The organism is Streptomyces sp. NPDC046915 (genome assembly GCF_040644935.1).
Lineage (GTDB): Bacteria > Actinomycetota > Actinomycetes > Streptomycetales > Streptomycetaceae > Streptomyces.
Window position 1 is genome coordinate 436,181 of the sequence record NZ_JBEYXB010000005.1, and the last position, 16,897, is coordinate 453,077.

Annotated in this window: 12 protein-coding genes; 7 read left to right on the forward strand and 5 right to left on the reverse strand. The window is 74.2% G+C overall.

What is annotated here, in order from left to right; translation table 11 throughout:
• Window positions 1-154 precede the first annotated feature (154 nt).
• From ABZ915_RS16035 to ABZ915_RS16050, 4 genes are all read left to right on the forward strand, one after another.
• On the forward strand, window positions 155-1,738 hold the full coding sequence (locus tag ABZ915_RS16035) for an alkaline phosphatase D family protein (RefSeq protein ID WP_361802133.1): 1,584 nt from the start codon (window positions 155-157) through the stop codon (window positions 1,736-1,738).
• A gap of 141 nt (window positions 1,739-1,879) precedes the next feature.
• Window positions 1,880-3,289, forward strand: a complete 1,410-nt coding sequence (locus ABZ915_RS16040; protein WP_361802136.1) for an SWIM zinc finger family protein — start codon at window positions 1,880-1,882, stop codon at window positions 3,287-3,289.
• Window positions 3,286-5,940, forward strand: a complete 2,655-nt coding sequence (locus ABZ915_RS16045) for a DUF6493 family protein (protein WP_361802138.1) — start codon at window positions 3,286-3,288, stop codon at window positions 5,938-5,940. Before ABZ915_RS16040 ends, ABZ915_RS16045 begins: the two co-directional genes overlap by 4 nt.
• 99 nt (window positions 5,941-6,039) lie before the next feature.
• On the forward strand, window positions 6,040-7,512 hold the full coding sequence (locus tag ABZ915_RS16050; RefSeq protein WP_361802141.1) for a GNAT family N-acetyltransferase: 1,473 nt from the start codon (window positions 6,040-6,042) through the stop codon (window positions 7,510-7,512).
• 63 nt (window positions 7,513-7,575) lie between these two features.
• Here ABZ915_RS16050 and ABZ915_RS16055 read toward each other — a convergent pair whose 3' ends face one another.
• Complete coding sequence (locus tag ABZ915_RS16055) at window positions 7,576-8,799, reverse strand: PLP-dependent transferase (RefSeq protein ID WP_361802144.1); 1,224 nt, start codon at window positions 8,797-8,799, stop codon at window positions 7,576-7,578.
• 60 nt (window positions 8,800-8,859) lie between these two features.
• Here ABZ915_RS16055 and ABZ915_RS16060 point away from each other — a divergent pair, with 60 nt between their 5' ends.
• Window positions 8,860-9,354: an Lrp/AsnC family transcriptional regulator gene (locus ABZ915_RS16060; protein WP_361802147.1), complete on the forward strand. Its 495-nt coding sequence runs from the start codon at window positions 8,860-8,862 to the stop codon at window positions 9,352-9,354.
• A 32-nt stretch (window positions 9,355-9,386) separates the two neighbouring features.
• Complete coding sequence (locus tag ABZ915_RS16065; RefSeq protein ID WP_361802150.1) at window positions 9,387-11,078, forward strand: DUF885 domain-containing protein; 1,692 nt, start codon at window positions 9,387-9,389, stop codon at window positions 11,076-11,078.
• A gap of 40 nt (window positions 11,079-11,118) precedes the next feature.
• Here ABZ915_RS16065 and ABZ915_RS16070 read toward each other — a convergent pair whose 3' ends face one another.
• Entirely contained in the window at window positions 11,119-11,634 is a 516-nt protein-coding gene (locus ABZ915_RS16070) for an immunity 21 family protein (protein ID WP_361802153.1), read from the reverse strand.
• 11 nt (window positions 11,635-11,645) lie between these two features.
• Complete coding sequence (locus tag ABZ915_RS16075; protein WP_361802485.1) at window positions 11,646-12,149, reverse strand: rhodanese-like domain-containing protein; 504 nt, start codon at window positions 12,147-12,149, stop codon at window positions 11,646-11,648.
• Between the two features lie 112 nt (window positions 12,150-12,261).
• Between ABZ915_RS16075 and ABZ915_RS16080 the strand changes: the two genes are divergently transcribed.
• Complete coding sequence (locus tag ABZ915_RS16080; RefSeq protein ID WP_361802156.1) at window positions 12,262-12,708, forward strand: Lrp/AsnC family transcriptional regulator; 447 nt, start codon at window positions 12,262-12,264, stop codon at window positions 12,706-12,708.
• A gap of 2 nt (window positions 12,709-12,710) precedes the next feature.
• Here the strand turns inward: ABZ915_RS16080 and ABZ915_RS16085 are convergent, their stop codons facing one another.
• Window positions 12,711-15,704: an SMC family ATPase gene (locus ABZ915_RS16085; protein ID WP_361802158.1), complete on the reverse strand. Its 2,994-nt coding sequence runs from the start codon at window positions 15,702-15,704 to the stop codon at window positions 12,711-12,713.
• Window positions 15,701-16,864, reverse strand: coding sequence for an exonuclease SbcCD subunit D (locus ABZ915_RS16090; RefSeq protein ID WP_361802161.1), 1,164 nt, complete (start codon window positions 16,862-16,864; stop codon window positions 15,701-15,703). Before ABZ915_RS16090 ends, ABZ915_RS16085 begins: the two co-directional genes overlap by 4 nt.
• Window positions 16,865-16,897: the final 33 nt, after the last annotated feature.

The following is a 16,897-nucleotide window of genomic DNA, read 5'->3' on the forward strand; positions in this document are numbered from 1 at the left end:
GGGCCACGGGACGACGCAGCGGCGGGCTCCGGAATCGCACGCCGGTTCCCCTCCGCCGGCGGCCAGTTGTTCACTTGCGGTTTCCGTGCGCGCTGCGGCGCACCAGTAGTTGTGGCTCTGCACACTGGCCGGATCCCGTCCCTGGAGGCCCCGCATGTCCCACCGACCCTTCCCCGGCCGCCGCAGCGTCCTGCGCGGCTCCCTCGCCGCGTCGGCGGCCCTGACCCTGCCCACCGCCATCGGCGCGGCACCGGCCTTCGCCCTGTCCGGGCGGCCCGAGGCGGACTGGGGCGTGCAGGCGGGCGACGTGACCTCCGACTCCGGTCTGGTGTGGGTGCGCTCGGACCGGCCGGCCCGCATGATCGTCGAGACGTCGGCCACCGAGTCCTTCCGCAACCCCCGCAGATGGCACGGCCCGCTGCTCGGCGCCGGCACCGACTTCACCGGCACCACCCGGCTGCGCGGACTGCCGTCCGGCGAGCAGATCCACTACCGCGTGCTGCTCGCCGACCCGGACGACCCGCGGCGCACCGGCGCGCCGGTGGCGGGCACCTTCCGCACCGCCTCCGACCGGCGGCGCCAGGACGTGCGCTTCGTCTGGTCCGGCGACCTGGCCGGGCAGGGCTGGGGCATCAACGAGTCGATCGGCGGCTACCGGATCTTCGACGCCATGGCGAAGGTGGACCCGGACTTCTTCCTGTGCAGCGGCGACAACATCTACGCCGACGGCGTGATCCCGTCGACGCAGGCCCTGCCCGACGGCAGCCTGTACCGCAACATCACCAGCGCCGAGAAGTCCCACGTCGCGGTCACACTGGACGACTTCCGCGGCAACTTCCGCTACAACCTGCTGGACGCCGCTCTGCGCCGGTTCAACGCGCAGGTGCCGAACGTCATCCAGTGGGACGACCACGAGGTCCGCAACAACTGGTACCCGGGTGAGGTCATCGGCACCGGCACCCCCTACCCGGCCGGCACGAAGCTCGACGACCTGTCGCTGCGCTCGCGGCAGGCCTTCTCCGAGTACTTCCCGATCTCCACGATCAGCGGACGCCCGGACGGCCGGATCTACCGCGTCCACCACCACGGTCCGCTCCTCGACGTGTTCGTGCTCGACATGCGCACGTACCGCAACGCCAACTCGCCCGACAACCAGAGCACCGACCCGCAGGGCATCCTCGGCCGCGAGCAGCTGGAGTGGCTCAAGCGCGAGCTCGGCCGGTCGCGTGCGGTGTGGAAGGTCATCGCCGCGGACATGCCGCTCGGCCTGGTCGTGCCCGACCCGGTCGAGGGCAAGGCGAACTTCGAGGCCGTGGCGCAGGGCGACCCGGGCGCGCCGCTCGGCCGCGAGCTCCAGATCGCCGAGCTGCTGCGGTTCATCAAGCACCGGCGGATCACCGGCACGCTGTGGCTGACCGCCGACGTCCACCACACCTCGGCCCAGCACTACGACCCGTCGCGGGCCGCGTTCAAGGACTTCGAGCCGTTCTGGGAGTTCGTCTCCGGCCCGCTCAACGCCGGTGCCTTCCCGGCGAACGCGCTGGACGGCACGTTCGGCCCCGACCGGGTGTTCGTCAAGGCGCCGACCGCCTCGAACGTGTCACCTGCCGAGGGCTACCAGTTCTTCGGCGAGGTCGACATCGACGGCGGCAGCGGCGAGCTGACGGTGCGGCTGCGGGAGTACGACGGCACCGTGCTGTTCACGCAGGTGTTGCAGCCGGGCCGGGTCGGCCAGTAACTCCCGTACGCTTTTCCCCTGTGCCGCGCACCGGAGTCATCCCCCGGTGCGCGGCGCGCTTTTCCGGCCCCAATTCGCCGCCTTGGCAAGCGTTTTCGCAGGTCGGAGCCGATTGTCAGTGGTCGCCTCTACGGTTTTGCCATGACGCGATCTCTACAGGCCGTGGCCTATCGGCGACCCTCCGTGCTGGAGTCCGCGGCGGGCGGACCCCGCCTCGGGCTGGAGACCTCCCGGGGTGCGACGCCCACCGGTACCGAGGACCATCCACGGTTCTTCGCGGGCTTCCTGACCGCGCCTCAGGTGGCCGCCGCCGGGCTGCTGGCGGTGGCCGACGTGGCGGCCGCCCGGTACTACCAGCCGCAGCTGCGGGCCTCGCTCGACCCGGTGGTGACGGGCAACGGCGACCGGCTGCGCTTCGAGTCCTTCTCCGGCTGCGGCGGGGTGTACGCGCGTCTGGATGTCCTCGGGACCGGCCTCGACGGCGGTGAGGTGGGCCATGGCACGACGAACGTCGACGTCAACAACCCGCTGCGCGAGGCCCTGGCCCGGATCGGGGCCGGCGATCCGCTCCATCTCCGGGTGGGCCCGGAGGAGTTGGCGGTCACCACACTGGACGGTCCGGTGGTGGAGAAGAAGGTGCCGCTCCCCGACCGGTGGCTGCGCGGCTTCGCGGAGGCGCAGGTCATAGCGGCCGGGTTCGATCTGCGCGCCGAACTGCCGGCGGCCGAGGCGGTCCGGTTCCTGCGGTCCCTGCCCCGCGGCGGGCCGAGGGGCGCCGGGAGCGGCCCGCGCTGGGTGGTTCCCGCGGGACGTGGGCTGCGCCCGACGACACGGGCGGTGCCCGGCGCGGTGTGCCTGCCCGGTCCGGAGCGCCTGGCGGCGCTCCAGCGGGTGCTGCGCCACGCCACGGCCCTGCGTGTGTACGGCCCGGCGGTCACCGGCGGCTCGGCCGCGGCCACGGCCGGTGCCTGGGAGGTCGTCCTGCCGGGCATGCGGCTCACCCTGACGCTGTCGCCCGACGCCTCGCGCGGGTTCTCCGGCGAGGGCGGGGTGCTGGACGCGCTCGCCACCGACGAGGCCGCCGAGGACGCGGAGCTCATCGAGGTGCTGCTGGCCTGGGAGCCCCGCATCGAGGTCGGCGGCCTCGCCGCCGCCTCGGGGCTGACGCCGGAACGGGTCAGGGCGGCCCTGGTCAGGCTCGGCACCTCGGGTCGCGTCGGCTACGACACGGCGGAGGCGGCCTACTTCCACCGGGAGCTGCCGTACGACGCCGGGCGCGTCGAACGGCACAACCCGCGGCTGCGTTCGGCTCGCGCGCTGGTCGCCGCCGGCGCCGTCGTCCTGGACGGTGCCCTCGGGACGGTGACCGGCGAGGACGGGCATGCGCACCGGGTGCGCGAGGAGGCGGAGGTGCTCCGTTGCAGCTGTCTGTGGTGGGCGAAGTACCGGGGTGGGCGAGGGCCGTGCAAGCACGCCCTGGCGGTACGGATGGTGCGGCGGGGCGCCGCGGTGGAGCGGGACGTGACGGAAGCCGGCGGGGGTGTGCGGTGAACACGCTGATGGAGGCGGTCCGGGCCGGGCGGTCGGCCGAGGTCGTGTATGTGCTCGGCGGGATGCCGGACGCCGAACGACGGGCCTGCCTGCCCGAGTTGCAGGCGCTGCGCAAGAAGTTGCGGGCCGCTCCCTGGGAGGGCACGGCCCGCCGCGTCCACCCGGCGCTGCACGCGGCCGGGGCTGCCTGCCACACGGGGGCGGCGGCCGCGGCGAGCTGGATCGCCGCGGCCGACATGCGCTGGTCGCCCGCGTCCCCCAAGGTGCTGCTGCGGGTGCTGGAGGGCCGGGACAACGGGTGGCTGGCCGATGTGGCGAACCGGCTGGCGCGGCGGCCCGTGACGGCGGCCGTGCCGTACGAGCTGATGTGCGGGCTGGTGCACCGGTCGGGCTGCGACGTCCCGGCGACGGACGCCTATGTGCGGGGCTGGGTCGGACACATCGCCGCCACCTGGCGGGGCGAGAGCGTGGTGGAGCGGCTGCGTGGCGAGCCGGACCTGGTCCCGCTCGTCGCCGCCCTCTTCGACCTCGGCGACCTGCGCGGGATCGGTTGGATGTTCGGCGCCGGACCGGATTCCTGGCAGCACGCCCTCGCGGAGCTCACCCGGGCGGGAACGCTGGACCGCCGGACCATGGTGGACGCCTGTGTCGCCCGGCTGCTGCGCGGCGGCGGCCCCACCGACCACCGGGTGTTCCTCCCGCTGCTGGTCCGGCTCGAACTGACCCGGGACGAGCAGTGCGCACGAACGGCCGACTGGACGGCCCTGGCCCGCGACGCCGTCTCACCCGTCGCCTCCCACGCCCAGTCCGTGCTCGCGGCCCTCGCACTCGACGGGGAGCTGACCCCGCGACAACTGGCCGAGGCCTCCGAGGGCGTGCTGTTCCGCGCCGAGAAGAAGCTGGTGCGGACCCAGCTCGTGCTGCTCGGCAAGGCGCTGTCCCGCGACCCGTCCGCCGCGGCCGAGCTGCTGCCCGTCGCCGCGCAGGTGTTCGGGCACGAGGACAGCCAGGTGCAGGAGCGGGCGCTGAAGCTGGTCGAGCGCCATGCGAAACGGCTCGGCACCGCCATCGCCCGCGGCGAGATCGCCCAGCAGGCAGAGCAGTTGAGCCCGGCTCTGCGCGGCCGGGCGATGCGCGCGCTGGGGATCGCCGAGATCCGTCGGGCGCCGACCGTGTACGAGGAGGTGCTCCCGCCCGTTCCCGCGCCGGTCCGTCTCGCACCGGTGCCGGAGTCGGCGGTCGAACTCGCCGAGGAGACAGGGGCGCTGCTGGCGTCGGACGACGACGTGACCGCGTACGAGCGGACAGTGGACGGCCTGGTGCGCCATGCGTACCGGGACCGGGAGGCCTTGCTGGAGGCGCTCGAGCCGGTGATCGAGCGGCGGTGGTGGGACACCGTGGCTGCGGAACACCGGCACCACACCGAGTCGTACTTCAGCGCCAGGCAGGGCTTTCCCGACGCGCAGTACGGCCTCGATCTCCTCCTCGTGACACTGAGGGGGAAAGTGAGTACCGCCACGCTTCACACGGCGGCCCTGCATGGAGCCGCCGACTGCCCCTGCGTACACAGCGCTCTGTCCCGACCGTTCGAAGCCCGCCTCCGGGAGGTGGCTCACCGTCTCCGCACCGACCCGCTTCCCCTGCTGCTGTCGACACCCACCTGGAGCACGGGAGCAATCGAACCGGACGAGCTCGTCGACCGTCTGGACGCCTATCGGCGTCTTGGGGTCCGGGTCTCGCAGGCCGACTTCGCCCAGGCCCTGCTGCGGGTGCGGCGGACGGAACCAGCGGCGCCCGCGGCGGAACGGGCGGCGGCACTCGGCACACCGGAAGGAACCCGGCTCGCCCGCTGGCTGAGCTCGCCCGACCCGGCCCTGCCCACGTACAGACGCGCGACGGCGGGGGCGCGGATTCTGCTCGAGGTCGGTGAACTCCCGTTGCTCCAGGAGGGCTTCCCGCCGGCGTTTCAGAGACTCGGACGGCCGGTGACGTCGTCGGGCGAGCGCTGGTACTGCTCCCATTGGAACCAGGATCTGCACCTGCACTGGCCGGCCGTCCTCCCGGAACGGCGCGAGCTGGTGGCCGCGCGGCTCGTGCAAGACCTCTCCCGAGCGGCCACGGGCGACACCCGCGGCCCCGCCGGCGTCCTCCCCCCGCTCGCCGAGTCCGGCGGCGAGGCGGGTGAGAGCGTGCACCTGTGCCTGGCGTACGGGCTGGGCGCACGGCATGCGGAGGACCGGCTCGCCGCCGTGGACGCGTTGCTGGTGCTCGCCGCGCGCGGGCAGCTCGACCCGGCTCGGCTCGGCGCGGACCTCGGGCAGTTGGTGCGGCGCGGGGCGGTGAAGCCGGTGCGGCTGGCCGAGGCTGCGCGTTCGGCGGCGGCCACGGGGGCGAACGCGACGATCTGGTCCATACTCCGCCACGCCCTGCCCGTACTGCTCTCCGACCTGGCGACATCGGGCCCGGCGGGGACCGTGCCGGCCCGCGGGCTCGGGGATCTGCTGGCCGTGGCCGCCGACTGCGCCGAGCGGACGGGGGCCTGCGACCCCGTGCCCCACCTCGACCGGCTCGCCACCCGGCGAGGCTCATCGCGGCTGATCGGCGAGGCGCGCCGGCTGCGGGGAGCGCTGGCGGCGGAGGCAGCCGCATGAGGAGTCATAGAAAATGCAAGAAAAGGGACGGAAGCATGCTTTACCCATCAGTCACAAAGCGTTCGTGATCACGCAACACCGTTCCTTCACAGTGGCTGCATGACTCGAGACATGTCTGATGTGACACGCGCGAAGGACGGACGTCCGGTGCACCACTGGCGGAGGGACCTCGTCGAGCTCGCCGCCCTGTTCACGGCCGTCGCGGTGGCGGACGGGGTGGCCAACCTGGTCGGGCACGGGCCGGACGGCCCGGCGCTGCTGGTGATCTCCGCGATCGCGCTGGCCGCGACCGCGGGGTTCCACACCTGGTGGGCACGGCGCCACGGGCACGCACCGCCGGCCGGTGATACCGGTGCCCGGCCGTCCGCCGAGGTGCGGCAGGCCGGGCCGTCCGTCGAGCACGCGGCGACACGCGGGCCCGCGGCGACACCCGAGACCGTGGCCGGGTCCACCGCGCTGTGGCGGATGCGGACGACGGTGAAGGACGAACCGGGCTCGCTGGCCCGGCTGTGCACGGCGCTGGCTGGACAGGGGGTCGACATCCTGAGCCTCCAGACGCATCCGCTGGCCGAGGGCACGGTGGACGAGTTCCTGCTGCGGGGCCCCGGCGAGCTAGCGGGGGCCGGGATCAGCCGGGCGGTCTCGCTGGCCGGGGGCACGAGCACCTGGATCGAGCGGGCGGACGCGCACGACCTGGTGGACGCGCCGACCCGGGTGCTCGGTCTCGCGGCCCGCACGGCGCTGGACGCGGCGGAACTGCCGCTCGCGCTGCGGCAGTTGCTGGGCCGGTGCACCATCCGCTCGCTGCCGGCCACCCCGGTCGGCGGTGGGCGCGGCCCGAAGGTCGTACCGGTCGAGGGGGTGCTCGAGGAGACCGTCATGCGGTTGCGGGCGCCGGAAGGCGGAGTGATCACCGTGGAGCGGCCGTATCTGCCGTTCACGCCGACGGAGTTCGCGCGGGCGCGGGCGCTGGTGGAGCTGGACGCCCGGCTCGGTCCGCGGATCCCGCGCAGCCAGGACGTGCTGACGCTGCCCGAGGGCAACGCCATCACCGTGCGCCGGGCCGACACCCGCGACCTGAAGGCGGCGAAGGCGATGCACGAGCGCTGCTCCGCCCGGACCCTCGGCATGCGGTACCACGGCCCGGTCGGTGACGCCGACCGCTACCTCAACCACCTGCTCAGCCCCCGCTTCGGGCGGACGCTGGCCGTGCACACCGCGTCCGGCCGCGTCGTCGGCCTCGGCCATCTGCTGTGGGACGGCGACGAGACGGAGGTCGCGCTGCTCGTCGAGGACGAGTGGCAGCGGCGCGGCATCGGCGGCGAACTGCTGGGCCGGCTGGTGGGCATGGCGGTCGAGGCGGGCTGCGCGAGTGTGTACGCGGTGACGCAGGCCTCCAACACCGGCATGGTCGCCGCGATGCGCGCGCTGGACCTCCCCCTCGACTACCAGATCGAGGAGGGCACGCTCGTCATCACCGTCCGTCTGGACGCCACCCCGGTCGTCTCGCGCCTGCCGTACGACGGCGAGGCCGCACACCGGCCGTCCGGGGAGCGGATCACCCGGGACTGACGTCCGGCCGCCCCATGCACCGACGCACGGCCCGTCCCGCCGGGCCGTGCGTCGGTGCGCGGCTCAGCCCACCGCCTGCCGGTGTCCCGCCGGAGCCGGATGCCCGGACCGCTCCCCGAGGGCCCGGTCCAGGTCCGCCCACAGGTCCTCGACGTCCTCAAGACCCACCGACATCCGCAGCAGCCGGTCGCCGACACCGGCGCCCCGCCGGTCCTCGGCGTCGACGATGCGGTGACTGATGGACGCCGGGTGCTGGATGAGGGTGTCGACGCTGCCCAGACTCACGGCGGGCGTGATCAGCCGTACCCGCGCGATGACCTCGTGCGGGTCGCCGTGCACCTCGAACGCGACCATCGCGCCACCGATGCGCGGGTAGCGGACGCGGGCCACCCGCGGATCGGCCGCGAGGCGACGGGCCAGCTCGGCGGCGTTCGCCGAGGCTGCCCGCACCCGCACGGGCAGCGTCGACAGCCCCCTCAGCAGCAGGTAGCCGGCCAGCGGGTGCAGGACCCCGCCGGTGGCGAACCGGACCTGCCGCAGCCGTCGCGCGAACTCCTCGTCGCAGGCCACCACGCCCGCCAGCACGTCACCGTGCCCGCCGAGGTACTTGGTGGCGCTGTGCAGCACCAGCCGGGCGCCGTGTTCGGCCGGGCGTTGCAGCACGGGCGTGGCGAAGGTGTTGTCGGCCAGCAGCGGCACGCTTCCGCAGGAATGGGCGATCGCGCGCAGGTCGAGTTCGGCGAGGGTGGGGTTGGCCGGTGACTCGACCATCACCAGTCCGGTGTCGGGGCGCAGCGCGTCGGTGATCCCGGCCGGGTCGGTCCAGGTCACCTCGGTGCCGAGCAGACCGGCGGTCAGCAGGTGGTCGCTGCACCCGTAGAGGGGACGTACGGCGACGACGTGCCGCAGGCCCGTCGCGCCGCGGGCGAGCAGGACGGCGCTGAGCGCGGCCATGCCGCTGGCGAAGGCGACCGCGGCCTCGGTGCCCTCGAGCCGGGCCAGGGCGGTCTCGAACCGGGCCACGGTCGGGTTGCCGAGCCGCCCGTAGACCGGCGGGCCGACGGGCTCGGCGCCGTCCGTGGCGAAGGCGTCGATGCGGGCGGCCTCGGCGCGGCTGTCGTAGGACGGGTAAGTGGTGGACAGGTCGATCGGCGGGGCGTGCAGTCCCTGCCGGGCGAGGTCGTCACGACCGGCGTGCACGGCCTCGGTGGCGAGTGCCCTCGACGTGGCGAGTGGCCTTGACGTGGTGCGCGCGTCGTCGTGCGCGCGGATGCTCGCTGAGTCCATGGGCGGAAGGGTGAACACCGAACGGTTCTCCGGCTGCGTACTCCGTGTTACGTTCGGGCCATGGCCGAATCCGTCGTACTGGATCCGGTGGATCTGCATCTGCTGCGGCTGTTGCAGAACGACGCCCGGACCACCTACCGCGACCTCGCCGCGCAGGTCGGTGTCGCGCCCTCGACCTGTCTGGACCGGGTGACCAGGCTGCGCCGGTCGGGGGTGATCCTCGGCCATCAGCTGCGGCTCGACCCGGCGAAGCTGGGGCGCGGACTTCAGGCGCTGCTGTCGGTACAGGTCAGACCGCACCGGCGGGAGCTGGTGGGGCCGTTCGTGGAGCGGATCCGGGCGCTGCCGGAGTCGCGGACGGTGTTCCACCTGACGGGGCCGGACGACTATCTGGTGCATGTCGCGGTCGCGGACATGACGGATCTGCAACGGCTGGTCCTGGACGAGTTCACGTCGCGGCGCGAAGTGGCCCGTGTGGAGACCCGGTTGATCTTCCAGCAGTGGGACTGCGGACCGCTGCTGCCGCCCGGCACGCCGACAGCTGAATCGGGGTGACGCCGGGATCGGTCCGTACGAGGATGGGCCGCATGTCTGAGACCAAGAGCCCGTTGCCCCGCGAGGTCGCCGACGCCTACGTCGACGAGCTCATCGCCCTGGACCCCGTGATCGGTACCTACCTCGGCGACAGGGAGAGTTCGAGCAGGCTGCCGGACCTCTCGCCCGCCGGTCAGGAGGCCCGGGCGAAGCTGGCGCGCGACACGCTGGCGCGGCTCGACGAGGCCGAGCGCCGCCCCGGCGCGGACAGTGACCGGGAGCGCCGCTGCGCACGGCTGCTGCGCGAGCGGCTCACCGCCCAGCTCGCGGTGCACGAGGCCGAGGAGGGCCTGCGCGAGGTCGGCAACATGCACACGCCCGGGCACGCGGTGCGGGACGTGTTCACCGTGACGCCGGCGCAGACGGAGGAGGACTGGGCGGCCATCGCCCAGCGCCTGCGCGCGGTGCCGGCCGCGCTGGCGGGCTACCGCGAGTCGCTGGCGCTCGGTCTGGAACGCAAGCTGTACGCGGCGCCGCGCCCCACGGCCACGTTCGTCGAGCAGCTCACCGAGTGGTCGGACACGGACGGCAACGGTCGCGGCTGGTACGAGGACTTCGCCGCGGCGGGTCCCGAGGCGCTGCGCACGGAGCTGGACGAGGCCGCCCGCGCGGCGACCGCGGCCGTGGTGGAGCTGCGGGACTGGATGCGGGACGTGTACGCGCCGGCCGTCGAGGGCGCCCCGAACACGGTGGGCCGCGAGCGCTACGCCCGCTGGGCGCGCTACTACAACGGCACCGACCTCGACCTGGACGAGGCGTACGCGTACGGCTGGACCGAGTTCCACCGCATCCTCGGCGAGATGCGGTCGGAGGCCGAGAAGATCCTGCCCGGCGCGGAGACGCCGTGGGTGGCGCTGGCGCACCTGGACGAGCACGGCAGGCACGTCGAGGGCGTCGACGAGGTCCGCGACTGGCTCCAGGGCCTGATGGACCGCGCGATCGAGGAGCTGGACGGCACCCACTTCGAACTCGCCGAGCGGGTGCGGCAGGTGGAGTCGCGCATCGCGCCGCCCGGCGGTGCGGCGGCCCCGTACTACACGGCCCCGTCGCAGGACTTCACGCGCCCGGGCCGCACCTGGCTGCCGACGATGGGCCGGACCCGGTTCCCGGTGTACGACCTGGTCTCGACCTGGTACCACGAGGGTGTCCCGGGGCACCATCTCCAGCTCGCGCAGTGGACGCACGTGGCCGACGACCTCTCCCGCTACCAGGCCTCGGTGGGCGGGGTCAGCGCCAACGCGGAGGGCTGGGCGCTGTACGCGGAGCGGCTGATGGACGAGCTCGGTCACCTCTCCGATCCCGAGGAGCGGCTGGGTTACCTCGACGCGCAGATGATGCGGGCCGCGCGGGTCATCGTGGACATCGGCATGCACCTGGAGCTGGAGATCCCGGCGGACTCGCCGTTCCACCCCGGTGAGCGGTGGACGCCGGAGCTGGCCCAGGAGTTCTTCCTGCGGCACAGCAGCCGCCCGGCGGACTTCGTGGAGAGCGAGCTGACCCGCTACCTGACCATTCCCGGCCAGGCGATCGGCTACAAGCTGGGCGAACGGGCCTGGCTGCGGGGCCGGGAGAACGCCCGCGAGCGGCACGGCGACGCGTTCGACCTCAAGGCCTGGCACATGGCGGCCCTCTCCCAGGGCTCGCTGGGCCTCGACGACCTGCTGGAGGAAGTGTCCCGGCTCTGACCTTCCCGGGGCCGCGGCGACGTCCGGGGCGCACCGCTCGTCACCTCACGAGTCGCTGCAACTGCACCAGCCCCAGCCAGGTCTCGGGGCCCGGCTTGGCGTAGGTGGCGCGGACCGCGTACCGGCCGGGCTCCAGCGGGACCCGCAGGTGTTCGGTCCGGTCCGTCTCCGCGCCCGGCCAGGCCGAGTCGAAGAGGAGGACCGGGCCGGGCACGTCCCAGCGGACCTCGTGCTCCCAGACGGCCGTGTCGAGGGCGGCGGGGACACCGGCCAGCAGTTCGTCCTCGGAGCCCGCGGCACACCAGCGGACGAAGGTGCCGTGGTCGGGGAGGAAGGAGGTGGACGCCGGTTCGTCGCCGAGGACCAGGGCGGCGCTGTCACCGACCGGGAGCAGACCGACGTGCCCGTCGACCTCGCAGGCCCGGTCGTAGTCCGTGGCCAGGTCCTCGCCGTCGGCGCCCGCCCAGAACGGCAGCACCGCCTCCGGGACCGCCACCAGCGGGCCGCCGCCCGACTCCACCCACTCCACCGCGCCTGGATCCGCGTATCGCGCCATGGGCAGAGAACCTAGCAGCCGCAGTTCCCCGCGGCCGGTGCGGTCAGCGGGTCCGCGGCGCGGTGCTCGCGGCCCTGCCAGGTCTCGAACTCGAAGCCCTCGCGCACCCAGTACTCGAAGCCGCCGAGCATCTCCTTGACCTGGTAGCCGAGTTCGGCCAGGGCGAGGGCGGCGCGGGTGGCGCCGTTGCAGCCGGGGCCCCAGCAGTACGTCACCACCGGCACGGACCTGTCGAGGAGTTGCCCGGCCTGCTCGGCGATGAGCGCGGTGGGGAGGTGGACGGCGCCGGGGACGTGGCCCTGGTCCCAGGACTCGGTGGAGCGGGAGTCGAGGACGACGAACCCGGGCTCGCCGCCGGCGGCGAGCGCGGCGGCCACGTCGGAGACGTCGGCGTGGAAGGCGAGGCTCGCGCGGAAGTGGGCGGCGGCCGTGGCCGGGGCGGCCGGGGCGACGCGCAGGACGGGGTTCACGGCGGTGTGGGCGGTGTCGGCGGTGTGGGCGGTGTCGGCGGTCATGCTGGTCACGGTGGTCATGACTGAAAATCTATGGCGGTTGGCCCGCTTCCTGAAGTGAGGATCCACGCCCTTCCCCTTGATCGGCCGGGGTTTCCTCTGCTATCCATCCGACATGGCCGTGTATTCCCCGGACGCCACCGACTGGCGCATCCTCGAGATCCTCCAGCGGGACGGACGCGCCGGCTACGCGGAGCTGGCGCGCGCCGTCTCCATGTCGCCGAGCGCGGTGACCGAGCGGGTGCGCCGGCTGGAGGAGGCGGGCGTCATCCAGGGGTACGCGGCCGTCGTCGACCCCGAACGTCTCGGTCTGTCGATCCTGGCGTTCGTGCGGCTGAGGTATCCGAACGCCAACTACAAGCCGTTCCACGACCTGGTCGCCGCGACACCGGAGATCCTGGAGGCGCACCACGTCACGGGCGACGACTGCTTCGTCATCAAGGTCGCCGCGCGGTCGATGTCCCATCTGGAGGAGCTCTCGGGGCGGATCGGCGCGCTGGGCTCGGTGACCACCAGCGTCGTGTACTCCTCACCCCTGCCCAGGCGTCCGCTCGGGCACTGACCTCAGCGGACGCCCCGCTGCCGGAGCGCCGATCCCGTTCTGCCCTTGACGACCTCCAACTGCGCATGGATCCTGCGGCGCAGGTCGGCGACGTGGCTGACGATGCCGACGCTGCGGTCGCGCTCCCTGAGCGAGTCGAGGACGTCGAGGACCTCGTCGAGGGTCTGGTCGTCGAGGCTGCCGAAGCCCTCGTCGATGAAGAGGGTGTCCAGCCGCACCCCGCCGGCCTCGTCGGTGACGACGTCCGCCAGGCCGAGGGCGAGCGCGAGGGAGGCGAAGAACGTCTCGCCGCCGGACAGTGTCGCCGTGTCCCGCTCGCGGCCGGTCCAGGCGTCGACGACGTGCAGCCCGAGCCCGCTGCGGCCGCGTCCGCTGCGGTCGGCGGAGTGCACGAGCGTGTAGCGGCCGGAGGACATCCGCTGAAGGCGCACGGTCGCGGCGGCGGCGACCTGTTCCAGACGGGCCGCGAGCACGTACGACTCCAGGCGCATCCTGCGTTCGTTGTCGGCGGAGGTACCCGCGGTGAGGGCGGCCAGGCGGGCCACCCGCTCGTACTCCTCGCGCAGCGGCGCCAGCCGTCGTACGCCGTCGGCCGCGCGGGCGGAGAGCCGGTCCAGCTCGGCGCAGCAGCGGGCGGCGGCGTCGCAGGCGGAGGCGGCCTCGCGCAGCCGCCGGGCGGCCCGCTGCGCGGACTCCTCCGCCGCGGTGGGATCGGCGGGCGGCCGCTGGGCGGCGGCCGCCGTGTCGGTTTCCGCCAGCACGGCCCGTACGGCGGCCTCCTCGGACTGCCAGGCATCCAGGCGGTGTTGCAGCTCCCGGTGGGCCGCGCCGTCGAGCAGCGCGGCGGCCGCGGCCTGCGGGGTGTCGAAGCCGGCGCGGTAGGCGGCGTCGGCGAGCCGGGCGTCGGCGTCCTTGAGGCGCTGGGCGGCGTCATCGGCGGCGCGCGCGGTGTCGGCGGCGTCGGTGAGCAGCGCGGCCCGCCGCTCCAGCTGGGCGGCCCGGGCGGCCACGCTGTCGGCACCGCCCCGGGCCCGGGCCAGTTCCTGCTCCAGGGCGGCCCTTTCGCGGTCGAGGGCCTCGCGCCGGGTGAGGTGTTCGGCGGCGCGGACCCTGGCCTGCTGCCGGTCGGCCAGGCGGCGCTCGCGTTCCTGCTCCGCCAGCCGCAGTTCCTCGTGCGCCGCGTGCAGGGCGGAGGCGGCCCGCCGGGCCCGTGTGTACTCCTGCTCCAGTTCGTCGGCCTGGGCGGCCAGTTGCACGGTGGGGGTGTCGCCGGCCTCGGCGGTGGCGGCGGCCAGCGCCTCCCGTGCGACGCCGAGGCGCCGTTCGTCACCGGCGCGCTGTTCGTCGGCGCGCTGGAGGGCGGCCAGGGCGCGCTCTTCCGCCTCGCGGTCGACATGCCCCGCGAACTTCCGTGCGGGCGCCGGGTGTTCGGTGGCCCCGCAGACGGCGCAGGGCTCTCCGTCGACGAGACCGGCGGCCAGTTCGGCGGCGATGCCGTTCAGCCGCTGTTCCTTGAGGTCGAGCCAGTGCGCCCGCGCTTCCAGGGCCCGGTGCTCGGCGGCGAGGGCCGCCCGCTGCGCCTCGTCGGTGTCCCGGCCCAGCTCGTCCCGCAGCCGCGCCGCCTCCAGCCGCCGGCGCGCGGGTTCGCGCTGTACGGCGAGTTGTTCGGCGCGGGTCGCGGCCTCCTGGGCGGAGTCGATACGGGCCTGGAGCCCGGCGCGGGCGGCGTCCCAGTCGGCGAGCCAGCCCTCGGCTTCGCGCAGGACGTCCTCGTCGTCCCGGTCCTGCCGGTCCAGGCGCCCGCGCTCTTCGAGGACTTCGGCGAGCCTCCGCTCGGCCCGGCGCGCGGACTCCAGGCCGCCCAGTTCCTCGGCGGCCCGGCGGGCGGCGGTCGCGAGCCCTGTCACGCCGGCGCCCGCGAAGGTCTCCGGCAGCAGCGCACGCGCGCGGGCCTCGGCGGCGGCGGCCCCGCGGTGCCCGGCCTCGGCCGCCTCCCGCAGCTCCAGCGCCGGCGCCACCCCCTCCGCCTTCCGCCCCCGCTCCATCCGCTCCTGCGCCTCGCGATGGGCTCCGGCCCGCTCCTCCAGCCGTACGGCCCGCTGCCGCGCCTCGGCGAACCGGCCCTGGAGCCGCGCCAGTTCGCGTACCTCGGTCAGCGCGCGGTCGGTGGCGGCCTGCGCGGACTCGGCGGCGGTGAGACGGCAGTGGGCGAGGGTCAGCCGTTCGCGGGCGGTGCTGCGGGCCACGGCGGCGGCGGCCAGGACGGCCTCGGCGAGGCCCGGCTCGCCGGGGGCCACTTCCGGCAGCTCCATGGCGTCGCCGGCCTCCTGCTGCATGCGGTGCGCGTCGGCCAGCAGCGCGGCGTCCCCCTCCCGCACCCGGGCCTCGGTCGCCTTTCTGCGCTCGGCGAGGCGTTTCTCGACCTCGGCGAAGCGCCGGGTGTCGAAGAGGCGGCCGAGCAGCCGGCCGCGGGCCTCGGCGTCGGCGCGCAGGAAGCGGGCGAAGTCGCCCTGGGGCAGCAGGACGACCTGGCAGAACTGCTCGCGGCTCATGCCGAGGAGCTGCTCGATCTCGTTGCCGACCTCCTGGTGGGAACGGCTGAGGTCCTTCCAGGCGCCGGCCGTGGCGTCGTACTCGCGCAGCCAGGTCTGGGCCTTGTCGACGGTCGTTCCCTTGCCGCGCAGCTTGGGGCGTTCCCACGGCGGCTGCCGGGTGATCTCCAACCGCCGTCCGGCGATGGTGAGTTCGAGGCGGACCTCGGTACGGGTGCCCGCCTCGGCGTGATCGCTGCGCAGGTTCATGCCCTGATGGCCCTGCCGGGCGCCGGGCACGGCGCCGTACAGCGCGTAGCACACGGCGTCCAGGACGGAGGTCTTGCCCGCCCCGGTGGGTCCGTGCAGCAGGAACAGCCCCGCGGCGGACAAGGCGTCGAAGTCGACCGTCTGGGACCCGCCGAACGGCCCGAAGGCGGTGATGTCGATCCCGTGCAGCCTCACCGGGCCACCTCCCGCACCGCGTCCTCGGCGCGCACGGCGTCGAACGCCTCGCGCAGCACGGTCTGTTCGTGCTCGTCGGGCCCCGCGCCGCGCACATGGGCGACGAAGTCCTCGGCGATCTGCTGGTCGCTGCGGCCCGCGAGGCGCCGGGCGTAGGAGACGGCGGGGTCGTCGGGGGCGCGGTCGGGGGCGAAGACGAGGCTGAGGGTGTGCGGGAACCGCTCGGTGAGACGGGCCATGGGGTCGGCGGGGCGGACCGCGTCGGTGAGGGTGGCCTCCACCCAGGCGTCCTCGTGCCGGGCCAGCCGGGGGTCGGCGAGCAGGTCCTCCAGGCCGCCGCGGATGCGGGCCAGCGGGCGCGGCACGGGGCAGTCGACGCGCTCGGCGGCGACCGAGCCGTCGGCGGCCAGGTCGACGAGCCACATGCTCTTGCGGTGGTCGGCCTCCGAGAAGGAGTACGCCAGCGGGGAGCCCGAGTAGCGCACGCGCTCGGTGATGGTCTGGCAGCCGTGCAGGTGTCCCAGCGCCACGTAGTCGACGCCGTCGAAGACCCCGGCCGGTACGGCGGCCACCCCGCCCACGGTGATGTCCCGTTCGCTGTCGCTGGCCTCGCCGCCGGTGACGAAGGCGTGCGCGAGGACGACGGAACGGGTGCCGGGCGCGCGGGCGGCGAGGTCGGCGCGGACCCGTCCCACGGCGGCGGCCAGGACGGCCTCGTGGCCTGCCCTCTCCACCGCGAACTCGTCCTTGACCAGGGCCGGTTCGAGGTACGGCAGCCCGTAGAAGGCGACGTCGCCGAAGGCGTCGGCCAGCACGACGGGTGTGCCGCAGGCGGACGGCTCGGTCCGCAGGTGGATGCCCGCGCGCCCGATGAGCCCGGCCCCCACGCCGAGCCGGCGGGCCGAGTCGTGGTTGCCGGAGATCATCACCGTGGGCACGCCCAGCTCGGCCAGCCGGTGCAGGGCGTCGTCGAACAGCTCGACCGCGGCGAGCGGGGGCACCGCCCGGTCGTAGACGTCGCCCGACACCACGACCGCGTCCACGTCGCGCTCCCGCACGGTGGTGACGAGGTGACCGATGAACTCGGCCTGGGCGGGGAGCATGTTCACCCGGTGGAACGCCCGGCCGAGATGCCAGTCGGAGGTGTGCAGCAATCTCAAGAAAACGCTCCGGCTCGTCGTCAGCAGCCACCA

Excerpts from the sequence above, each read along its gene's own strand:
- ABZ915_RS16050 (WP_361802141.1), top strand. The coding sequence starts at position 6,040 with ATGACTCGAGACATGTCTGATGTGACACGCGCGAAGGACGGACGTCCG.
- ABZ915_RS16065 (WP_361802150.1), top strand. The coding sequence starts at position 9,387 with ATGTCTGAGACCAAGAGCCCGTTGCCCCGCGAGGTCGCCGACGCCTAC.
- ABZ915_RS16040 (WP_361802136.1), top strand. The coding sequence starts at position 1,880 with ATGACGCGATCTCTACAGGCCGTGGCCTATCGGCGACCCTCCGTGCTG.
- ABZ915_RS16075 (WP_361802485.1), bottom strand. The coding sequence starts at position 12,149 with ATGACCGCCGACACCGCCCACACCGCCGACACCGCCCACACCGCCGTG.
- ABZ915_RS16055 (WP_361802144.1), bottom strand. The coding sequence starts at position 8,799 with ATGGACTCAGCGAGCATCCGCGCGCACGACGACGCGCGCACCACGTCA.
- ABZ915_RS16060 (WP_361802147.1), top strand. The coding sequence starts at position 8,860 with ATGGCCGAATCCGTCGTACTGGATCCGGTGGATCTGCATCTGCTGCGG.
- ABZ915_RS16070 (WP_361802153.1), bottom strand. The coding sequence starts at position 11,634 with ATGGCGCGATACGCGGATCCAGGCGCGGTGGAGTGGGTGGAGTCGGGC.
- ABZ915_RS16035 (WP_361802133.1), top strand. The coding sequence starts at position 155 with ATGTCCCACCGACCCTTCCCCGGCCGCCGCAGCGTCCTGCGCGGCTCC.
- ABZ915_RS16080 (WP_361802156.1), top strand. The coding sequence starts at position 12,262 with ATGGCCGTGTATTCCCCGGACGCCACCGACTGGCGCATCCTCGAGATC.